This is a genomic window from Bacteroides sp. A1C1, from assembly GCF_004328515.1.
Lineage (GTDB): Bacteria > Bacteroidota > Bacteroidia > Bacteroidales > Bacteroidaceae > Bacteroides > Bacteroides uniformis.
Window position 1 is genome coordinate 3458995 of record NZ_CP036491.1, and the last position, 20970, is coordinate 3479964.

At 44.8% G+C, this 20970-nt stretch carries 13 protein-coding genes; 9 read left to right on the plus strand and 4 right to left on the minus strand.

The window, feature by feature from the left end; all coding sequences use genetic code 11:
• Positions 1-37: 37 nt before the first annotated feature.
• The 4 genes from pgk to pheS form a co-directional block, all read right to left on the minus strand.
• Positions 38-1297 carry a phosphoglycerate kinase gene (gene pgk / locus EYA81_RS14130; RefSeq protein WP_117601185.1) on the minus strand — a complete coding sequence of 420 codons (1260 nt, stop codon included), beginning with the start codon at positions 1295-1297 and terminating at the stop codon, positions 38-40.
• Positions 1298-1385: 88 nt separating this feature from the next.
• Positions 1386-2060 carry an endonuclease III gene (gene nth / locus EYA81_RS14135; RefSeq protein ID WP_022401662.1) on the minus strand — a complete coding sequence of 225 codons (675 nt, stop codon included), beginning with the start codon at positions 2058-2060 and terminating at the stop codon, positions 1386-1388.
• Entirely contained in the window at positions 2057-3253 is a 1197-nt protein-coding gene (locus tag EYA81_RS14140) for an MFS transporter (protein WP_022401661.1), read from the minus strand. Before EYA81_RS14140 ends, nth begins: the two co-directional genes overlap by 4 nt.
• Positions 3254-3359: 106 nt before the next feature.
• The gene (gene pheS, locus EYA81_RS14145; RefSeq protein WP_022401660.1) at positions 3360-4394 is read right to left on the minus strand and encodes a phenylalanine--tRNA ligase subunit alpha; all 1035 of its coding nucleotides are present in this window, start codon (positions 4392-4394) and stop codon (positions 3360-3362) included.
• Between the two features lie 353 nt (positions 4395-4747).
• On the opposite strand from pheS, the gene EYA81_RS14150 reads away from it, so the two are divergent.
• The 9 genes from EYA81_RS14150 (at position 4748) to EYA81_RS14195 (ending at position 20950) form a co-directional block, all read left to right on the plus strand.
• The gene (locus EYA81_RS14150) at positions 4748-7393 is read left to right on the plus strand and encodes a zinc-dependent metalloprotease (RefSeq protein WP_117601199.1); all 2646 of its coding nucleotides are present in this window, start codon (positions 4748-4750) and stop codon (positions 7391-7393) included.
• A 95-nt stretch (positions 7394-7488) separates the two neighbouring features.
• Complete coding sequence (locus tag EYA81_RS14155) at positions 7489-10782, plus strand: SusC/RagA family TonB-linked outer membrane protein (protein WP_131225942.1); 3294 nt, start codon at positions 7489-7491, stop codon at positions 10780-10782.
• A 19-nt stretch (positions 10783-10801) separates the two neighbouring features.
• Positions 10802-12139 carry a RagB/SusD family nutrient uptake outer membrane protein gene (locus EYA81_RS14160; protein WP_117601187.1) on the plus strand — a complete coding sequence of 446 codons (1338 nt, stop codon included), beginning with the start codon at positions 10802-10804 and terminating at the stop codon, positions 12137-12139.
• Positions 12140-12275: 136 nt separating this feature from the next.
• Complete coding sequence (locus EYA81_RS14165; RefSeq protein WP_117601188.1) at positions 12276-13472, plus strand: MFS transporter; 1197 nt, start codon at positions 12276-12278, stop codon at positions 13470-13472.
• A 1139-nt stretch (positions 13473-14611) separates the two neighbouring features.
• Positions 14612-15820 carry a site-specific integrase gene (locus EYA81_RS14175; protein WP_117601189.1) on the plus strand — a complete coding sequence of 403 codons (1209 nt, stop codon included), beginning with the start codon at positions 14612-14614 and terminating at the stop codon, positions 15818-15820.
• Positions 15821-16364: 544 nt separating this feature from the next.
• Entirely contained in the window at positions 16365-17627 is a 1263-nt protein-coding gene (locus EYA81_RS14180; RefSeq protein ID WP_117601190.1) for a DUF3575 domain-containing protein, read from the plus strand.
• A gap of 14 nt (positions 17628-17641) precedes the next feature.
• Positions 17642-18628, plus strand: a complete 987-nt coding sequence (locus EYA81_RS14185) for a DUF5119 domain-containing protein (protein ID WP_226791129.1) — start codon at positions 17642-17644, stop codon at positions 18626-18628.
• Positions 18629-18649: 21 nt separating this feature from the next.
• Positions 18650-19870, plus strand: a complete 1221-nt coding sequence (locus tag EYA81_RS14190) for a fimbrillin family protein (protein WP_131225944.1) — start codon at positions 18650-18652, stop codon at positions 19868-19870.
• 117 nt (positions 19871-19987) lie between these two features.
• A complete protein-coding gene (locus tag EYA81_RS14195) occupies positions 19988-20950 on the plus strand; it encodes a fimbrillin family protein (RefSeq protein WP_117601193.1) in 963 nt (320 codons plus the stop codon).
• The last annotated feature ends 20 nt before the right edge of the window (positions 20951-20970 follow it).

A 20970-nucleotide genomic window follows, 5' to 3' on the forward strand; every position in this document is an offset into this window, starting at 1 on the left:
TTCAAAGAGCTGCCTTTGGATGTTATTTTACTTGTTTTTATTCGTTGATAGCAGCGATACCCGGAAGAATCTTTCCTTCGATTGCCTCAAGCAATGCACCACCACCGGTAGATACGTAAGACACGCCGCTTGCCAAGCCGAACTTGTTGACACAAGCTACAGAGTCACCGCCACCTACGAGTGAGAAAGCACCGTTCTTGGTAGCTTCTACGATAGCTTCGCCTACAGCACGTGAACCGTGAGTGAAGTTCTCGAATTCGAATACACCCGTCGGACCGTTCCAAAGGATAGTCTTGGAGTTCTTGATGACATCTGCAAAGATCTTTTCAGTCTCAGGACCGATATCAAGACCTTCCCAACCGTCAGGAATTTCGTCAACCGGGCAGAACTTGGTGTTGGCATCGTTGGAGAAAGAATCTGCAATCTTGGCATCAACAGCTAAAACAAGGTTTACGCCTTTTTCTTTTGCTTTCTTCATCAGGTCAAGAGCCAAATCCAGTTTGTCATCTTCGCAGATAGAAATACCGATTTTGCCGCCCATAGCTTTAGTGAAAGTATAAGTCATACCGCCGGCAATAATCAGGTTGTCTACCTTGTTCAGCAGGTTTTCAATGATCTCAATCTTAGAAGAAACCTTGGAACCACCCATGATGGCGGTAAACGGACGTTGGATATCGTTCAAAACTTTATCAACAGCCTTTACTTCTTTTTCCATCAGGTAACCGAACATCTTGTTGTCCTTGTCGAAATATTTAGCGATCAATGCAGTAGAAGCGTGTGCACGGTGAGCGGTACCGAAAGCGTCGTTTACATAGCAATCTGCATAAGAAGCCAATTTCTTGGTGAATTCTTTCTGGCTTTCCTTAACAGCAGCTTTGGCAGCCTTCTTTTCTTCGTCTGTAGCATCTTCAGCCAAACCGCGGGGTTTGCCTTCCTCTTCAGCGTAGAAACGGAGGTTCTCGAGCAACAACACTTCACCCGGTTGCAGAGCGGCAGCCTTTACGGCAGCTTCTTCGCCCATGCAGTCGTTAGCAAATTGCACCTCAACACCCAACAACTCTTCGAGATGCTTCAGAATGTGCTTCAAAGAGAACTTGTCAGCCGGGCCTTTCGGACGACCGAGGTGAGAACCGATAATTACACTGCCGCCATCGGCCAAAATCTTCTTCAGTGTAGGAAGAGCGGCACGCATACGGGTATCATCTGTAATGTTGAAGTTTTCGTCCAAGGGTACGTTGAAGTCCACACGAACGAATGCCTTTTTTCCGGCAAAGTTAAATTGATCAATTGTCATAATACTCTATTTTATTTAAAAGTGTTATTAAATTCTTTTTAGTGAGCGCAAAGTTAGCATTTATTTCTTTTTTTTGCTATGAAACCGTTGTTTATTCTTTGTCTTTGCCGTTCTCTTTGCTAACTTTATATTTCTGGCAGTAATATTTGCACATTAATTGCAAACCGCAGGTATCACATTGTGGAGTACGTGCCTGGCATACATAGCGACCGTGCAGGATAAGCCAGTGGTGAGCTATGGGGATATCTGCTTCCGGTATATGTTTTACCAATTCTTTTTCGACACTGAACGGAGTTGTACATTTATCTGATACCAGGCCCAGGCGATGGCTGACGCGGAACACGTGTGTGTCTACCGCCATAGCCGCTTTATTGAAAACAACGGATTGGATGACATTGGCTGTTTTGCGGCCTACGCCGGGCAGTTTTACCAGTTCTTCAAGGGTATCGGGTACCTCACTGTTGAATTCTTTCACCAACATCTGTGCCATGCCTACAAGATGTTTGGCTTTGTTGTTGGGATAGGAGACGCTGCGGATATATTCGTATACCACGTCGGGAGTAGCAGCGGCGAGTGCTTCGGGAGTAGGGAAGTCCCGGTAAAGGGCGGGGGTAATCATATTGACGCGTTTGTCCGTACATTGTGCAGAGAGAATAACTGCTATCAACAGCTCGAACGGATTGTCATAATGCAACTCTGTTTCGGCTACGGGAACGTTCTCCCTAAACCAAGCAAGGATTTTTTCATAACGCTCTTTCTTTCTCATCTTAATTTGTTTTTATGATAGTGAGGAGATACTTTCAGATTGAAATAGAAGATGGAGATAACCGTGAGGCAGGCTCCGAAAAAATATGCCATATCGAATGAGGTAATCTGTGCGATATAACCTCCTGCTGTCAGACCTATACCAATGCCTACATCCCATGAAGTCAGGTAGGTAGAGGTGGCTGTTCCGCGCTGGTTGTTGGGGGCCAGGTTTACGAACAGCGTATTGAAGGCGGGGAACATCGTCCCGAAGCCTACTCCCAATAGGAGGGCAACCATAAAAAACAATATGTTTGTCAGTTCCGGGACGGTCTTCATCAGTAGTCCGCAAGCGGATAATATGAAGAAACAGCTACATACCAGATATAGTCCTAAAGTTATGACTTGGGTGATATGTCCTTTATCCACTTGTTTGCCGGAGAACATACGGGACACTGCCATGCCGACGGCCATAAAAGTAAAAAACAATCCGGAATTCAAGGTAATTCCTATTTCTTTGGCATACATGGCTACATAAGTGCTTGTCATGCCATATGGTATGGAGAGCAGTAGCAGTGCGATTCCTGCCGGGATACCTTTCAGCAGCACAAAGCGGTCCAATGAGATAGGTTCTCGTTTGACAGGTTGTTTGGGTGGGGTCTTGACGAGGCATGCGGCAACAAAACCGATAGTTCCTGATATGAGCGAGCAGGCAAAAATCGTTTCAAAGGAATATATGTCATGCATGAAAAGACCAATCATCGGGCCGAAGCTCATGGCTGTATTGTTCATCAGTCCATAATATCCTACGGCTTCGCCGCGACGGGACGAAGGGGTAATATCAATTACAATTGTATTTCCCGCTACGGTCACCATTCCAAATGCAAGGCCGTGGACAACCCGCAACATGATGAATAAGGATAGGACTCCCGCTAACATGTAACCTGCGAAAATGGTGATAAAGATGAAGTATGCCACCAGATAAAGAGGCTTGCGGGCTAGCGTGTCGAGCAGGTATCCCGAGAACGGGCGTATGCAGAGCGAGGCAATGGTGTAGCATGACAAGATGACACCCACTGCTGCATTTCCGGTATGGAATACCTCAGTCAGGTAGAATGGAAGAACCGGTAGTATCAGATAAAAGGCAAAATACAAAAGGAAATTGGCAGCCAGGATAAGGCAATAGCCGGAAGTTACAAGTTTGTCTTTTGCCATAGCGAAAAATAGTGGTTAGCGATGAGTGGTTAGTGATGAGTGATTAATGATATGCTGAAAATGCGCAACTTATTAATCACTAATCACTAGCCGTTATTCACTATATTTAGTAAGCGCTCTCGAATTCTTTCAGAAAGCGTGTGTCATTTTCAGAGAACATACGAAGGTCTTTCACCTGGTATTTCAAGTTGGTGATGCGTTCTATACCCATACCCAGGGCATATCCGCTATACACTTTGCTGTCTATTCCGTTCAGCTCCAATACATTCGGATCTACCATACCGCATCCCAGAATTTCTACCCAACCCGTATGCTTGCAGAAAGGACAGCCCTTGCCGCCGCAGATATTACAGCTGATGTCCATTTCGGCACTCGGCTCGGTGAAGGGGAAGTAGGAAGGACGCAGACGAATCTTGGTGTTACTGCCGAACATCTCTTGAGCAAAGAGCAGTAAGGCCTGCTTCAAGTCAGTGAAAGACACATTGCGGTCTACGTATAAGGCTTCTACCTGATGGAAGAATGCGTGTGCACGGTAGCTGATGGCCTCATTACGGTATACACGTCCCGGACAAAGTACGCGGATAGGAGGCTGCGTGGTCTCCATAACACGGCTTTGCACGCTGGATGTGTGTGTGCGAAGAATGATGCTGTGCGATACGTTTTCTGTATCATTTTCGATGAAGAATGTATCCTGCATGTCGCGTGCCGGATGGTCTTCGGCAAAATTCATGGAGGAGAATACGTGCCAGTCGTCTTCCATTTCCGGTCCATCGGCGATATTGAATCCCATACGGGCAAATATATCGATGATTTCGTTTCTCACGATGGAAAGCGGATGGCGGGTTCCTAATTCTATCGGGTAGGCTGAACGAGTCAAGTCAATATCGTCACAACCAGTATCCTGGCTTTCGAACTGTTCCTTCAAGGCGGCAATCTTTTCTTGTGCTTTGTTTTTCAGTTCGTTCAAGCGCATACCCACTTCTTTTTTCTGTTCGGCGGCTACATTGCGGAAATCTGCCATCAAGTCATTGATGGCTCCTTTTTTGCTGAGGTATTTGATGCGGAGTGCCTCTAATTCCTCGGGGTTAGCGGCTTTCAGTGCCTCTACTTCCTGCAGAAGCTGATTGATTTTAGCTATCATATCGTTGTTATCTTATTTATTTTCTAAGTTAAAAACGGTGCAAAGATACAATATTATCATTGTTTTGCCGCCAATTGGGGAAGATTATTTGGTGTCAGTGGTACAAAATTTCATGTGAAGAAGCAATGATAAAGGATTGGAGAAAAAATAATAATATATAAAAGTCTTCATATTGTTTATGGAAAAAACATAAATGAGCGTTGTTTAGTGACTTTTAAAATATACTTTTTGTATCTTTGCGCCCCGTTTACCGTTCTATGGAGGTAGAACAAACTGGCGGTTGGTATTTATTAACATACGTCAAAGAGAGAGTTAACGGAGTAATTGTTGCATTAAAGTTAGAGTTTGAATTGATGAAATTGAAGACAATCCTGCCAGTCGTGGCAGTTGCGGGAGTACTCATGTGTGAGCCTGCCGTATTGTTGCATGCCGGTACATCTGATTTTGCTTCTTCCGAAGCTATGGGATGGTTCCGTAAGAAAAAGAAGAGTGAAGCCAAGGACAGCGTTCAATCCAAGAGCGACTACGAGAAATTGACGGGTTCAGGTGCTATTGCCTGCAAGGGAATGTTCAATGTTTACCAGAAGAAGAGCGATTATTACTTTGAAGTGCCGGCAAGGCTGCTGGGACGTGATATGCTGGTAGTAAATAAATTACAGCGTGTTCCTTCCGAACTGAATGAGGCGGGTGTGAACCGTGGTACGAATTACGAAAATCAGATGGTGCGTTTTGAATTGGACAAGGCTGCCAACAAGCTGTTGGTACGTCAGAGCCGTCCTCTTCCATTGGCGCCGGATGAGGATGCCATACGGCAGTCCGTACTGGATAATTATATTTCTCCGCTGATAGCCGGTTTCAAGATAGAAGCATTCAATAATGACTCTACCATGATAGTGGTCAAGGTCAACGATATTTATGATGGTACGGAGACGAGCATCAATAATGTCTTTACAAATATCAACCTGGGAACTTCGGCCATCAAAAATCTCTCCCGCATTTTATCTATCAAAGCTTTTGAGAACAATGTGGTAGCTACTTCCGAGTTGACAACTAAGGTGACTGAGGGAACAACGACTGTGTTTGTTACGGTCGAAGTCAGTTCCTCTCTGTTGCTGTTGCCGGAGAAACCGATGATGGGACGTCTGGATAGTCCGCGTGTAGGTTACTTTACCAATCCGTTATTGAATTACAGTGACGGTCAGCAGCGTGTAGACAAGAAACCCTTCATCACCCGCTGGCGTCTGGAACCGAAACCGGAAGACCGGGAGCGTTATCTTCGTGGTGAATTGGTGGAACCGGTCAAACCAATCGTGTTCTATATCGAGAACTCCACTCCCCGTCGTTGGCGGAAATATATCAAGCAGGGAATTGAGGATTGGCAGGCTGCTTTTGAACGTGCCGGATTCAAGAATGCCATCGTCGCAAGGGAGTTAACGGACAGTATGAATGTGGATAAGGATGACGTGAACTACTCTGTGCTGACCTATGCGGCCTCCACCAAAGCCAATGCCATGGGACCTTCTATCCTTGACCCACGTTCTGGCGAGATATTGGAAGCGGACATCATGTGGTGGCATAATGTGCTGGGTATGCTCCAGGAATGGATTACAGTGCAAACCGGTGTCGTACGTCCTGAAGCAAGAGGAGTAAAGCTGCCGGATGAACTGATGGGTGATGCCATGCGTTTTGTGGCATGCCATGAGGTGGGGCACTCGTTGGGTTTGCGTCACAATATGATTGCTTCCTGGACTTTTCCGACAGATTCCCTGCGTTCCAAAACATTTACGGATTGTATGAATACCACTTCTTCCTCTATCATGGACTATGCACGTTTCAACTATGTGGCACAGCCGGGTGACGGTGTTACGGCGCTTTCTCCCCATATCGGTCCGTATGATATGTTTGCCATAGAATACGGCTATCGTTGGTATGGTAAAGAAACCCCAGAGGCGGAGAAGGATTTGCTTGCCGACTTCCTGAGCCGTCATGCAGACCGTTTATATAAATATAGTGAGGCGCAGGATGTGCGTGATGCCGTAGACCCGCGTGCACAGAATGAAGATTTGGGCGATGATGCTGTCCGCTCATCTCTGCTGGGTATTGAGAACTTGAAGCGTATTGTTCCTCAAATCATCCAATGGACTACCACTGGCGAGAAAGGACAGACTTATGAAGAAGCTTCCCGCCTATACTATGCGGTTATCAACCAATGGAACAATTACCTCTATCATGTATTGGCAAACATCGGTGGTATCTATATAGAAAACACCGTTGTGGGCGACGGACAGAAAACCTATACCTTCGTAGAAAAAGAAAAGCAGCAAGCAGCCTTGAAGTTCCTGCTGGACGAAGTGCTGACCTATCCCAAATGGCTGTTCGACACGGAAGTGGGAGAGTACACCTACTTGCTGCGCAACACTCCGCTGGGCGTAGTGGAGAATGCACCGACACAGGTGTTGAAGAATGCCCAATCCTATATCCTTTGGGATTTGCTGGGCAACAACCGCCTGATGCGTATGTTGGAGAACGAATCGGTGAACGGCAAAAAGGCTTTCACGGTGGTAGAGCTGATGGATGGCCTGCATCGCAACATCTTTGCCACTACGGAACGCGGTGCTTTGCCGGACGTCATGACACGCGCCTTGCAGAAGAATTTCGTAGATGCGCTGATTACGGCAGCTGCCGAAAGCGAAGGAGTGAAAATAAACAAAAAACTGATGGACAACCACTTCTTGCTGGACCACCAGACTGCCCTTTGCAGTTGTGACGAGCATGTTGGTAAGACTTTGGATGCCGACCGTATGGGGGCCCACCGCGAACTGAACTTCTACGGTTCGCAGATAAACCGCGTATCTGATGTCATTTCAGTGAAGCGTGGTGAGTTGCTCCGCATCAAGGAACTGCTTCAGAGCCGTTTAGGTACATCGGATATAGCCACTAGATATCATTATAAGGATTTGATTTTGCGTATCAATACAGCATTAGGAATGAAGAATTAGGGATTAGCGATTAAGGGTTAGGGATAAGTCGTTAGTAACTAACCGCTAATCCTTAATCCCTAATTTGAGTATTAATTTAATTTTATATGTAACGCATGGAAAAACGTGTATTAATCGTTTTGCTATGCCTTGTGGGAGTTTTGTCATCTGCTTTTGCTGCAGAGAAAAAAGTCCAGGGCGTAGTAATATCTTCAGAGGATAACCTACCGCTTATCGGTGCTTCCATCTATGTGACTCCGGAAGACTTGAAAAAGGCGGGAAGTGCTCAGACTACAATGGGGGTTATTACTGATGTGGATGGTCAGTTCTCTATAGCTATACCTGCCGGGATAACCCGTTTCTTTTGTAGCTACGTGGGGTATGACGTATTGGAAGTAAAGCTTGTTCCGGGGAAGGAATTTTATGAAATAACACTTCATGTATCTTCCCAAATGCTCGATGCCGTTGTTGTGACGGGTTATCAGACGGTGGAGCGTCGCAAGCTGACGGCAGCGGTGTCCAAATTGGATATATCGGATGAGACTATTGGTGCAGTAAAAAGTATTGATCAGGCACTTGCCGGACAAATTGCCGGACTTTCTGTCAGCCCGACTTCAGGTGCTCCGGGTGCTCCGGCAAAGATACGCATTCGCGGTACCGCTTCGTTGAATGGTACACAAGACCCTTTATGGGTGCTGGACGGCATTCCTTTGGAGGGAACGGATGTTCCTGAACCGGATGAACTGAATGACATCACCAACATGAAACAATCTTCCATTGCGGGCTTGAATCCGGCGGATATTGAGAATATCACCATTCTGAAGGATGCGGCAGCCACAGCCATCTATGGTGCGCGTGCAGCCAATGGCGTCATTGTGATTACGACAAAGAAAGGGAAGGTCGGTAAACCGGTTATCAGTTTCTCATCCCGATTTACCTATACTCCTACATTGAGCCTTGACCGGTTGAACTTGCTGAACTCAGCGGAGAAAGTAGGATTGGAAATGGATATGATCCGTAACAACTATTCTCCGGACAATCATAAAGGAGGTGTATATAATATTCTTTCCAATTACAATGAGTTGTCTGCCTTTCAGAATGGAGGATGGGATGCTCTGAGCAGTGAGACGCAAGCTGCTATCAACCGTTTGAAGAATATAAATACAGACTGGGGAGATGTTCTTTTCCGTGATGCTTTCAGCCAGGAATATAATCTGAGTCTTTCCGGCGGTACGGAAAGAGTTACTTATTATACCTCTTTCGGCTATTACAAAGAAGATGGAAATGTGGACGGTGTGAGTATGGACCGTTTTAACCTGGTAGGAAAGACGTCTTACAAAGTAAACAATATATTAAAGGTGGGTGCCTCCATGTTTGCCAATCGTCGTAAAAATACCAATTATCTGACAGATGCATATGGCATGTCCAATCCCGTGTTCTATTCGCGCAAGGCTAATCCGTATTTCGAGCTTTACGATGAAAATGGAAACTATAATTACGATTATGATATTCAGAATAATACCGATAAGGATTTAGGGTTTAATATCTTTGAGGAACGTCGGAACACGTCCAATGAAAGCGTAGTGAATTCTTTTTCGTCCATATTTGATGCGGAACTTCGTTTTAATGACAAATGGAAGCTGACTTCCCAGTTCGGTTATCAGTTGGAAAAGACTTCCAGAGAAGAGATAGCAGACTGGGAAAGTTATGCCATGCGTTATTATTACAAGTTGAGCGAATACTCTCAGGATGGGGAAACGAAGCATTTTCTACCCGAAGGGGGGATGCAGAAGTCATACGAGAATTCCAATTCACAAATTACCTGGAAGGCGATGGGAGAATATCGTGACAGTTTCAATGATATTCACGAGTTGGAAGTGATGGCGGGTACCGAACTACGCAAGACTTGGTATGAAACCTTGTTCTCGGCAGGGTATGGCTTCGACCGCAAGACGTTGACGACCAAACCGGTGATTTTCCCCAACGAAAGTTACGCCACGTCTTTCCCGCTCCATCAGACAACGTATAAGGAGAATGCTTATGTATCTTTCTACTCTACGGCCTCTTACTCTTTGTTGAACCGCTACACGGTGGGAGGAAGTATCCGTTTTGACGGTTCCGACCTTTTCGGTGTGGATAAGAAGTACCGTTATCTTCCTCTTTATTCTGTCAGTGCATTGTGGCGTCTGTCACAAGAACCGTTTATGCAGCAGGCCAAGTGGGTGGACAACCTGGTGTTCCGTGCATCCTACGGTCTGCAGGGAAATATTGATAAGAATACCTCTCCGTTCCTGCTGGGTACTTACCGATCGGAAAGTATTCTGCCCGGTGTGTCGGAAGATATGATTGTTATTAATTCCGCTCCCAATAAGAAGTTGCGTTGGGAAAAGACGCAATCAGTCAATGCAGGCTTTGATTTTTCTGTATTGAACCAGGCTATCAATCTGAGTGTGGACTATTATTACCGTAAGGGTACCGATTTAATAGCTTTGCGCATGCTTCCTTTGGAGACGGGTTTTACTTCTATGAACGTCAACTGGGCAAGTATGGAGAACAAAGGTGTGGAAATCAGCTTGTCTACCCGTAACATAACGACGAAGAATTTCTCTTGGTATACAAATTTCAATTTTGCTTATAACGGTAATAAGGTGCTGCAAGAAAATATTCCCGAACAGCAGACCACTCCGGGGCGTGAAGGCTATCCAGTAGGAGCAATTTTCGCACTGAAGACTGCGGGTGTAGATAAGGGAACAGGTAACATGATGTTCTATAATCCGGAGGGAGAGAAAGTGACCTTGAAGGAACTCTACCGCCTGAAAGATGAGTGGGGGATAGGTATTGCCTCTTCCGATGTAACTGCAGCCGAAGAGAGGACCTTCTATTCGTATATCGGGAGTAGCGATGCTCCTTATACGGGAGGTTTGATTAATACCTTCAGCTATAAAAACTGGGAGTTGAATGTCAATTTCTCTTTGACGTTTGGTGGGTACGTACGTACGCAGCCCTCTTATGACATCATCAATCCGGATTATGGCAAGAACTATAATGCTGATGTGCTGAACCGCTGGACTCCGGAAAACCCGAATGCGGAGCTTCCGGCATTTATGCTGAGTGCTTCCAACCCGGAAGAGTACTCTTGGTATGATTCTAAAACCATCTGGAGAGATTTGGATATCTGGGTGAAGAAGCTGAACTACGTACGTTTGCAGAATCTGCGTCTGGGTTACCGTATCCCTGAACTCCTGACAAAGCGTTTGGGAATGAACTCGGCAACGGTATCTGTTGAAGGACGCAATCTCTTCGTGTTTGGTTCGGGATATAATAACTACATGGATCCGGAGTCGATGTACAATCCTTATGCAACTCCCGTACCCAAGTCGGTTACATTCAGTTTGAACTTGAATTTCTAACTTCAAAAGCAGAAAGAAAATGAAGAAAACAATAAGTCTGATGATAATGGCCTGCATGCTTCTGCTTGCGGCATGCGACAACTATCTGGATATACAGCCTACCGGTAGTGTCATTCCCAATTCTTTGGCTGAGTATAGGGCGTTGCTTGCCCGTTCTTATAAGGACGTGAGTAAATTCAGTGACCGGGGAATGGCTTGTTTCCGTTCCGACGAGATGCAGGTTCGGGATGATGAATATGATCAAAATTATTATATGGATATAGAGCGCTGGAACGATCTTGCCCCCAATGCCTATACCTCATCGTTTGAATGGGCCAAGTATTATAATGTGCTTTTTATTGCCAATCATGTTATAGAGAGCAAGAGTGATATCAAAGAAGGTACTGAAGAAGAGATAAATCAGCTTGTAGGAGAAGCGTATATGCTCCGTGCTTATGTACATTTCTTATTGGTAAATCTTTATGGGCAGCCCTATACTAAGGAGGGAGCTTTGGATACCAAATCGGTGCCGCTGAAACTGGATACTGATTTGGAGAAAGTCCTGAAACGCAATACAGTGAAAGAAGTTTATGTTTCCATCCAAGAAGATATTGATGAGGCGCGCAAACTGGTTACGGAGGCAGAATGGGAGCAGAGATATTCATATCGTTTCAATACAGCTTCGGTAGAGGCGTTTCAGTCGCGTGTATCCCTTTACAAGGGTGAGTGGCAAGCAGCTTGGAATGCTGCTGAAGCAGTGCTTGCCGTGAAGTCTGTATTGGTAGATTTGAATGATGACGCTGCAACTCTTCCTAACAATTATAATTCCGTAGAGAATATCACTCCGTTGGAGACACCTTTGAGTAGTACAGTCAATGGGGCTGCTCTGGCTACTCCGGTTTTTCTCTCCCTTTATGCTGAGAACGACCTTCGGCTGGATAAATATTTTGCTGAAGCGGATGAAAAAGGTTTCAGGAAGAACAAGAAGGCGGGAAGTAACAACTATTTGTGTACTTTCCGTGTAGGTGAAATATATCTGACGGCTGCTGAGGCTGCTGCTCAACTAGGACAACTGCCTCAGGCACGTACCCGCCTGCTGGAATTGATGCGGAAACGTTATGTACCGGAGGCTTACGAAGCAAAATCTATTGCTGTCAACGCTATGGATAAGGAAGCGTTGGTACAGGAAATATTGGATGAGCGTGCCCGTGAACTTGCTTTTGAAGGACATCGTTGGTTTGACCTTCGTCGTTCCACTCGTCCACGTTTGGAGAAAGTGCTTGGTGGTACGCGTTATGTACTCGAAGAAGATGATGCCCGTTATACATTGTCCATTCCGAAAGAAGCCATAGAAGCCAATCCGGGATTGCTGAACTGATAAAGATGACCGGTAAAGATTAAACTCCCCGATTCTCGGCTGAACAGCGCAGGGAATCGGGGAGTTTTGTCTTAATGTGGATTGGATATATGTTTTTTACGTACCTTTGCACCGTTTTTGTAATAGACAATATAAGATGATACAGAATCAGAGACCTCCTATCCGTAGAATTGCTTTTCCAATTCTTATAGCATTGAGTATTTCGCATTGCTTGAACGATATGCTGCAATCGGTCATTTCGGCGATATACCCTTTGTTCAAGGAGGATTTATCCTTGAGTTTTGCCCAGATTGGTCTGATTACGTTGGTGTATCAGATGTCGGCGTCCGTGTTTCAGCCTCTAATGGGATTGTTCTTTGATAAGCGCCCCATTGCCTGGTCATTGCCAATAGGTATGTGCTTTACTTTGGTCGGCATTATGAATCTGGCTTTTGCAACTAATCTGTATTGGCTGCTGGCTTCGGTATTCATTGTGGGTATCGGTTCATCTGTACTCCATCCAGAGGCGTCGCGCATTGCCTTTCTGGCTTCTGGCGGAAAACGCGGACTGGCGCAGTCTCTGTTTCAAGTGGGTGGGAATTTGGGAGGCTCGCTTGGACCATTGCTGGTGGCTTTACTGGTAGCTCCTTATGGGAGGCGACATATTGCTTTTTTCACGGCTTTTGCCTTGATTGCCATCGTGGTGATGATTCCTATATGCCGTTGGTTCCGTTCCTACTTGAACCACATCAAGAAAAGCCCGATGCTCGTGGCAGGAAAGATAGAACGTCCCCTTTCTTCAAGGATGACGGTGTTTGCCATAAGTATTCTGCTGATACTTATCTTCTCCAAATATATCTATATGGCAAGTCTGACGAGTTACTATACATTCTATCTGATCCATAAATTTGGTGTCACTGTTCAGGACTCACAGCTCTTTTTGTTTGTCTTCCTGGTAGCCACTGCCATCGGAACATTGGTGGGAGGCCCTGTAGGTGATAGAGCTGGGCGTAAGTATGTTATCTGGGCTTCCATTCTTGGAACGGCTCCATTCAGTATGATGATGCCTCATGTAGGGCTTGCATGGACGGTAGTGCTGAGTTTCTGTGTCGGTCTGATGCTTTCTTCCGCTTTTCCTGCCATATTGCTGTATGCACAGGAATTGCTGCCTAATAAGTTGGGTTTGATTTCCGGGTTGTTCTTTGGTTTCGCTTTTGGAATTGCCGGTATCGCTTCGGCTATATTGGGAGGTATGGCAGATAAGTATGGTATAGAGGCTGTTTATAATGTATGTGCCTTTATGCCTTTGTTGGGGTTGGTGGCTTGCTTTCTGCCTAATTTGAAAAAGAGATAGAGGTTTTGTATTCCCATTGTCAGCCATGCAGAGAGAACGAAAGGTGCAGTCAATGTAGTGAGTCCTCAGTTAATTCCTACAATTTACAAGGCTACAGAGAGTAAAACGAAATACACTGCCCATATTCAGCTCATCCAATTTTGGTCTTCTAGAGCAATGGTACACAAGATAGGAGAGGAATAACTCCCCCAATATATGGTATATATTGCTGCATTCCGGGAATTTACGAGGGTGCCTGCAAGGAAAAATAGTCTGGTCATAATGTTTCCTTGAAACATCACCTGGTTTATATCCATACTGAAACATTGTAAGTAATCGATGTAGGAAGTAGAAATGAATAGCATGTTAGGCATCAGCTAACTGCACAATCCTAGCAGTAGCTATACAGAAAGGATAAAAGGAACAGTGAACCCGGGTAACACGCGTTGCATGTTGAAAAAAACGTGTATGTAGATAGATATAGATGCGTACGAGGCAATAGTTATCAGCATCAAGGATCCATTTGCATGAATGGCAGAATGTGCTTTGCTCCCCCTCCTTTTTGTGTGGCAACTCAAACGTAACTAAAGGGCTGATATCTCAAAAGAGATACCAGTTCTATTTTTGTATTAGCAAAAAGTTTTAGCGGACAGTCATGTTTAATAAATTATCTTTATTGATATTGGTTACAGTGCAGTTTGTCATTTCTCTGTTAAGCGGTAAATTGGTTTCCTCAACAAAAGACAAGACGGTATCTTTACCTTCAGTTGATTTTGCTCCCGATATCGAACTTGGCACTAAACGTACAGTCTAGTGATAGTCACCGAAGGATATTCAGATTATCGGTCTATTCTTTCAACCGGCACGAATATGCAATCCAAATTCTTAATTGCCATTGATCTTTGTCCTTGCAATTTTTATATGAAGAATCTTTTGGAAAAATGTTTTGAAGCTTGTTTTTTCGTTATCTTTGAGCACAGAAAGCTTTTGATTTGCACGAATATACACTTTATAATTACGCCATTAAAGCGACGTTTTTTTAGATAAAGCATCTTTTATCAGTCAAGAATAGTTTAGCAGGAAGTATACATAACAGTTTGAAGTATTTTGAATTGCTTCTTGTTTTTATAATTCTGTATTAAACTAATAATTGATTGTTTATGACTAGTGTAAAAGTAAAATTCAGCCCTTCATCCATTATCCTCAAAGAGGGAACGCTTCATTATCAAATAATCCATCATCGTAAGGTACGACATATCCGTACCGGTTACAAACTGTTTTCAAGTGAGTGGATTTCTGCTTCCGGTGAAATCGATGTCTCGGCAGGAAGTGGAGAAGATCGAAAAAACTATCTTATTGCGTTAAAAAAGCAAATTGATAAAGACCTTGTTAAAATAGAGAAATGCATCAACCGTTTGGTTCAGGAAGATGCTCCTTTCACTGTGGAACGCATCATAGAGCTTTACACTGTTCCTGAAGGAAATTACACTTTCCTTTTATACGGAAAAGAACTGCTGGTTGAATTGAGGAAAATAGGCAAGGTACGTACAGCGGGTACCTATCAGAGTGCCTTGAATAGCTTTGAACGTTACTTGAATAACCGTGGTGATGTCTCGTTGGATGCACTGGACTCCAATCAGATGATAGCTTATGAAAGCTGGCTCAAAGGGAATGGCATTTGTCCGAACACCAGTTCCTATTATATGCGTAATCTCAGAGCTATCTATAATCGTGCGGTAGAACAAGGTTTTGTTGCCCAACAAAATCCTTTTAAGCATGTATATACTGGCATTGATAAAACAAGGAAACGTGCTGTATCCTTAGATGTGGTTAGGGAAATACGCGACTTAAATTTGACGAAAAAATCACTGGTCTTTGCCAGGGATATCTTTTTATTCAGCTTTTATACACGTGGAATGTCCTTTGTGGATATGGCATTCTTGAAAAAGAAAGACCTGCAAAATGGGATCCTTACTTACCGGAGACATAAAACCGGTCAGCAATTGTTTATCAAATGGGAAAAACCCATGCAGGAACTCATTGATAAATACGACACCTCTGATATTCCCTACCTACTACCGATTATTCGAAATAATGGTATGGACGAATGGCATCAATACCAAAATGAAGCGCACCGTATCAACAGAAATTTGAAACACATTGGCAAACAGATGGGTTTGGGTATTCCACTTACTACTTATGTTGCCTGCCATGCATGGGCCAGTATTGCTCAAAGTAAAAATGTCTCTTTATCTGTTATCAGTGAAGCATTGGGACATGATTCGGAGCAAACCACCCGAATTTATCTTGCCTCTTTAGATGCATCTATTGTAGACACGGCAAATAGTCTCATTTTGATGTCTATATGAATAAAGTGATTTATATAATAATCATTAACGAATATGACAAAAGAATATCAAAGCCATTCAAAAAGATACATATCTTCATAAGAGATGTATATTTCGTTTGCAAAGATACAAAAAAACTAAAAAATAAAGTAAAAAATAAACTTTTTTTGTGGCTTTCTTATGATTTGTTTCCCAAAATGTTCAACATAGTGTGTAAAATAAAAAACAATCACTCTAATATACACTCCTGAATGGTTTTAGTAATCAGTCAATTACTATTTATGTATTCGGAAGACGTACCTCTCTTATGAAGATAAAGTTACGATGGTTACTCTATTTCAAGTTTTATAACTAAAGACGTACCTCTCTTATGAAGAGAGGTCTATTTACCATGGAGAATTGGTGGAGTAAATATGCCTAAGTCATGAGAAAACAGCTTGTAAAAAGCGAAGGTGTTTTGGTAAAATGTCATAAGCACTTCAAAGTATATGCCCTCCACAAAATAAACAGTGATGCTTTTCTCCTAGAGGTGTATTGGTAATGTGTACACAAATATGGAATCAATATGAAAGCGAATAAAATCTTACTTGTATTCCTGATATTTTATGTAGGCCATATCCAGGCACAAGAGATACAGGATTCGGTAAAAATCTATTTCAGACAAGGATATTCTGTATTGGAACCATCCCATAGAAACAACAGAGAAGCGTTGGACCGGATAGCAGACAGTCTGCGGACAAGCTATGCGGACTCTGTTTACCAACTGAAACGTATCCAGGTAGTGGGTGGAGCATCACCGGAAGGCAGCATTCTCCTAAACAGACGTTTATCTGTAAAGCGAGCCAATGTGCTGTTTGATTATCTTTCACGTTATGGAGAACTACCCGACTCCTTGAAAACGAACGTGTTCCTCGGGAGAGACTGGAACGGTCTAATCCGTTTGGTGAGTGATGACTGGGAACTACCCTACCGGAAAGAAACGCTACATTTATTGCATGAATTGGCAGAGGATGCGGCAAATGACAATCTTACAAAAGGTGACCATCTGCGACGGATACAGCAACTGCATGGTGGGGCACCTTATCGGTATATGTATAAAAAATATTTTCCGGAGTTGCGCGCCTCCCGGTTATATCTATGGTATGAGAAAGTATGGAATCCTATTGCCCCCATGCCAATGCCTCCCTTCAAGCTTCCTATACCCGAACCAAAACCGACAGAACCTCTCCCCCTTGTCCCATACATACCTACGCAGCCACGTAAGCTGTATCTTGCCGTAAAGACAAATATGCTGTACGACGCATTGCTCGTACCGAATATCGGTGTGGAATTTTATCTTGGCAAAGACTGGAGTATGAGTGCTAACTGGATGTATGCCTGGTGGAAAACAGACCGGCGGCACTGGTACTGGAGAACTTATGGCGGTGACATAGCCATTCGGAAATGGTTCGGTAAGGCCGCCAAGGAAAAGCCTCTTACGGGACATCATGTGGGACTCTACGGGCAGATTTTTACTTATGATTTTGAAACAGGGGGAAAAGGCTATATGGGTGGAAAACCCGGAGGAACACTCTGGGACAAAATGAACTATTCCACAGGTGTGGAATACGGCTACTCGTTGCCGGTGGCATACAAACTGAATATTGACTTCACTATCGCTGTCGGGTATTGGGGGGGGACCTATTATGAATATACCCCCATAGACAACTGCTACGTATGGCAGGCTACCAAGGAGCGGCACTGGTTCGGCCCTACTAAGGCGGAAATATCGCTGGTATGGCTGATTGGCAGGGGAAACTTCAACAAAGGGAAAGGAGGCAGACGATGAAAACCGGAATACGAATGACTGTTTACACACTGCTGACCATGATTCTTTTCTCATGCGAGCACAAGGAACTCTGTTTCCATCATCCGCATGTGGCTACGGTCAGAGTGGATTTTGATTGGAAGAACGCTCCGCAGGCCAATCCTGAGGGAATGTGCGTGTATTTCTATCCTGAAGAAGGCGGATATCCGGTTCGGTTCGATTTTGCAGGGAAAGACGGAGGACCGGTAGAGATTAAAGTAGGAAGGTACCGGATACTCTGTTACAATAATGACACGGAGTCTTTACTGTTCAGAGGAATGGAAGGATTTGACACCCATGAGGGATATACGCGGAACGGTAACGTTTTTGAGAGTATTTACGGTAACGGTGCCCATTATGCGCCTCCGGCCAAAGGTTCGGAAGACGAGCGTGTCGTCATCTGCCCTGACATGATGTGGGGAAGTAACGCCCGAAATGTGGAAATCACCGAATCAGGGCTAAGTTATGAATGTGTTCCCTTTACAGACAAAGACAAGGTCGAATGGATAGAAAGTAGCGAGCATGTCATCAAGCTTTATCCTGCCGAACTGATATGTACCTACACCTATGAGGTCCGTAATGTCAAGAACATGGAGTATATGACGCAGGCTTGCGGGTCATTGTCGAGCATGGCTCCCTCCATGCTGTTTGCCAACGAGGAACTGGACAGGGAGTGTGTCACAGTCCCCTTCGAAACAGAACTCCACCCCGAGAGTTCGAAAATGACCGGTAAGTTTTATACGTTCGGTCATCATGAAGAGAATGCCCGTCCGCACAAAATGATGTTTTATGTATGGTATTCCAATAAGGAGAAATTCTATACAACCTTTGATGTGACTGACCAAGTACATAAAGCACCGGACAGGAAGCATGTGCACATCATCATTGATAATGCGGACTTTCCGGAACCGCTTCCGGACGAGGGGGGATTTGATGTGGAGGTTGATGATTGGGTGGAAGTCGAAAACGATATCATTATGTAGTTTTTTATATCTTTTAATGTTATGCAGACGAAATCAATTCTAATGGCACTATTGGCCATGGCATTGGTAACGGCATGTACCAATGATGAAACAATAGAAATGAACCAGGGTGAAGGCATCAGTTTGAGTGCGATAGCAGGAAAGGCAATCCGTACGGGAAGCGAAGCCACCACAACCAACAGCATAGACAAATTCCATGTATTTGCCTTTACCCAAGAAGCAGAATACATGAATCACGATGTCCGGAGACAAGGGAACGTATGGTCGTATGGCGATACCAAATTCTGGCCGGAAACAGATGTGGACTTCTATTCGTATAGTCCGACGGATACGAAGAATGGTAATGTTGACATTACAGTAAATGGCGACAAGAAAATTACCGGCTATGAGGTACCCGGCGATGAGGACCTGCTTTATGCCTTGAACCTGGCTGAAAAGAAAGCCGAACATGAGGGCAAACAACCGGTTACGGTCAACTTCCGCCATGCCCTGTCACAGATTGTATTCAGAATCAAGAACACCAGTTCCAACCTGACAGTGTTCGTAGACGCAGTGAAAGTGGAGGGAATAGAGAAACAGGGTACATTCTCCTGGCCGACTTTGAGCACTACTACCCAATGGCAGGGAACTGAAAAGGATACGGAAACTGACAAGTCATGGGGAACATGGGATATCGCATATAACAAAGAGAACGCAAAGCAGAACAGCTATGCCGCTGAGATTACTCCGATTATGGAACCAGGCTTTACAGGTTCCAAAGATGCATCTGTGCGGGACTTGACTGTTAAAACAGGCAATGGCTATAAGGGACTGCTCCTTTTGCCGCAGACATTGAATCCCTGGATTACGAAGACCGGTGGAACAGATGAAAATCCGGAGTACAAAATCACGGGGACAGCACGTGTGCTTGTTAAATGCAAGCTGGTAGATACGGCATCTGATGTACAATTGTGGCCAGACAAGGACTCACAAGAGGAAACCGCATGGGTGGGTGTCTCTCTGGTAGGAGAACCCAAGGACATAAGCGGAAAAACCGAACAAGTCTGGAAACAAGGCAAGCGTTATGTTTATACCCTTATCTTTGGTGAAGGCGGTGGCTTTAACCCTGAAAACCCCGATCCTGAAAATCCGGATCCGGAACCAGTATTGGTTCCTATCACATTCGACGTAACTGTGGATAACTTTGTTGAATATCCTCAGGACCTCGATGTAAGCGTTCCTGATTCAAACCCCGGAAAATAAACTGAACCACCGCAAACCTGTCTTTTCCACCCGTCGGGTTGCGGAAATATAACAGACCGGGCGGGGGTGAATGTTCCCCTCCCGGTCACTACTTATTCAAATAAAAAATAAATGCCTATGCGACTTAATTTTAAAAAGGATTTTCTTCTTGTTACGGCCATGCTGGTCGCTGCCGGCTGTTCCGATAGCATGACGGGAGAAAACAATCCGGAACAACAGGTGCCGATTGCCTTTGGCACACAAGTTGCCACCCGCGCCGTGGTGGAAAGTGACAAGGAGGGCATGGATAATTTCACACTGTGGGGATGGGTACGGGAAAGCGACGGGCCGAAACTGTTTTTCGATGCCGCTTCGGTTACTCCGTCGGGAAACTATGGCGAGAAACGTTTCTGGGCTGTAGGCAGGCCTTATGACTTTTATGCGGTGCATCCGGAAGAAATGAAAGAGATTGGTGTCGCTACCGAAGTTTCCTGCAACGACAAGGGCGAACTCAGGGTTACGGGTTTTGATTCTTCCGGAATGGGGAAGGATGCCGTGGATTTGATGACGGCAACAGAGACAGACGTGACTTATGAGGGTGGCGGAACGATGGCGCCCGTGCTTCTGGCATTCAAACATGAACTGGCACAGGTGAAATTAACTGTCCGTACCGGAGAGAAGCAGGCGGAAGTGTCGGACATCAGACTTTTCGGTGTGGACTATAAAGGTGACTTGCTGTGGACGCCGGAAAACTCGACATGGCAAAACCGGGTGAAATGTACGGAAGAGAAAACTCCTTTCGTACGCAGCGGGAGCGTGCGGATAGAAGCCGGAAGCAGCGCTACCGTGCTGGATGGCGTATTGCTGTTGCCGCAGCCGGTGACGGAGGATGTGGCGGTAACCTTTAAGTATGCCTATGCCGGCAAACCGCTGTCGGAGGCAAAAGAAGCGATGGTATACCTGGATGCGGCCCTGACAACGGAATGGATAAAGTCGAACACTTACCATTATAAAATAACGCTGCCTGCTGCCGATGCCGACATTACTGTCAAAGTGAACGTGGGCGATTGGGACAGCAAGGATATTTCGGCAGATTGGTAATCTCATAAACAGGAAGGAGA

What these genes read in the sequence shown, in the direction of transcription:
- nth (WP_022401662.1), bottom strand. Translation starts at nt 2,060, where the DNA reads ATGAGAAAGAAAGAGCGTTATGAAAAAATCCTTGCTTGGTTTAGGGAG.
- EYA81_RS14140 (WP_022401661.1), bottom strand. Translation starts at nt 3,253, where the DNA reads ATGGCAAAAGACAAACTTGTAACTTCCGGCTATTGCCTTATCCTGGCT.
- pheS (WP_022401660.1), bottom strand. Translation starts at nt 4,394, where the DNA reads ATGATAGCTAAAATCAATCAGCTTCTGCAGGAAGTAGAGGCACTGAAA.
- EYA81_RS14150 (WP_117601199.1), top strand. Translation starts at nt 4,748, where the DNA reads ATGAAATTGAAGACAATCCTGCCAGTCGTGGCAGTTGCGGGAGTACTC.
- EYA81_RS14155 (WP_131225942.1), top strand. Translation starts at nt 7,489, where the DNA reads ATGGAAAAACGTGTATTAATCGTTTTGCTATGCCTTGTGGGAGTTTTG.
- EYA81_RS14160 (WP_117601187.1), top strand. Translation starts at nt 10,802, where the DNA reads ATGAAGAAAACAATAAGTCTGATGATAATGGCCTGCATGCTTCTGCTT.
- EYA81_RS14165 (WP_117601188.1), top strand. Translation starts at nt 12,276, where the DNA reads ATGATACAGAATCAGAGACCTCCTATCCGTAGAATTGCTTTTCCAATT.
- EYA81_RS14175 (WP_117601189.1), top strand. Translation starts at nt 14,612, where the DNA reads ATGACTAGTGTAAAAGTAAAATTCAGCCCTTCATCCATTATCCTCAAA.
- EYA81_RS14180 (WP_117601190.1), top strand. Translation starts at nt 16,365, where the DNA reads ATGAAAGCGAATAAAATCTTACTTGTATTCCTGATATTTTATGTAGGC.
- EYA81_RS14185 (WP_226791129.1), top strand. Translation starts at nt 17,642, where the DNA reads ATGACTGTTTACACACTGCTGACCATGATTCTTTTCTCATGCGAGCAC.
- EYA81_RS14190 (WP_131225944.1), top strand. Translation starts at nt 18,650, where the DNA reads ATGCAGACGAAATCAATTCTAATGGCACTATTGGCCATGGCATTGGTA.
- EYA81_RS14195 (WP_117601193.1), top strand. Translation starts at nt 19,988, where the DNA reads ATGCGACTTAATTTTAAAAAGGATTTTCTTCTTGTTACGGCCATGCTG.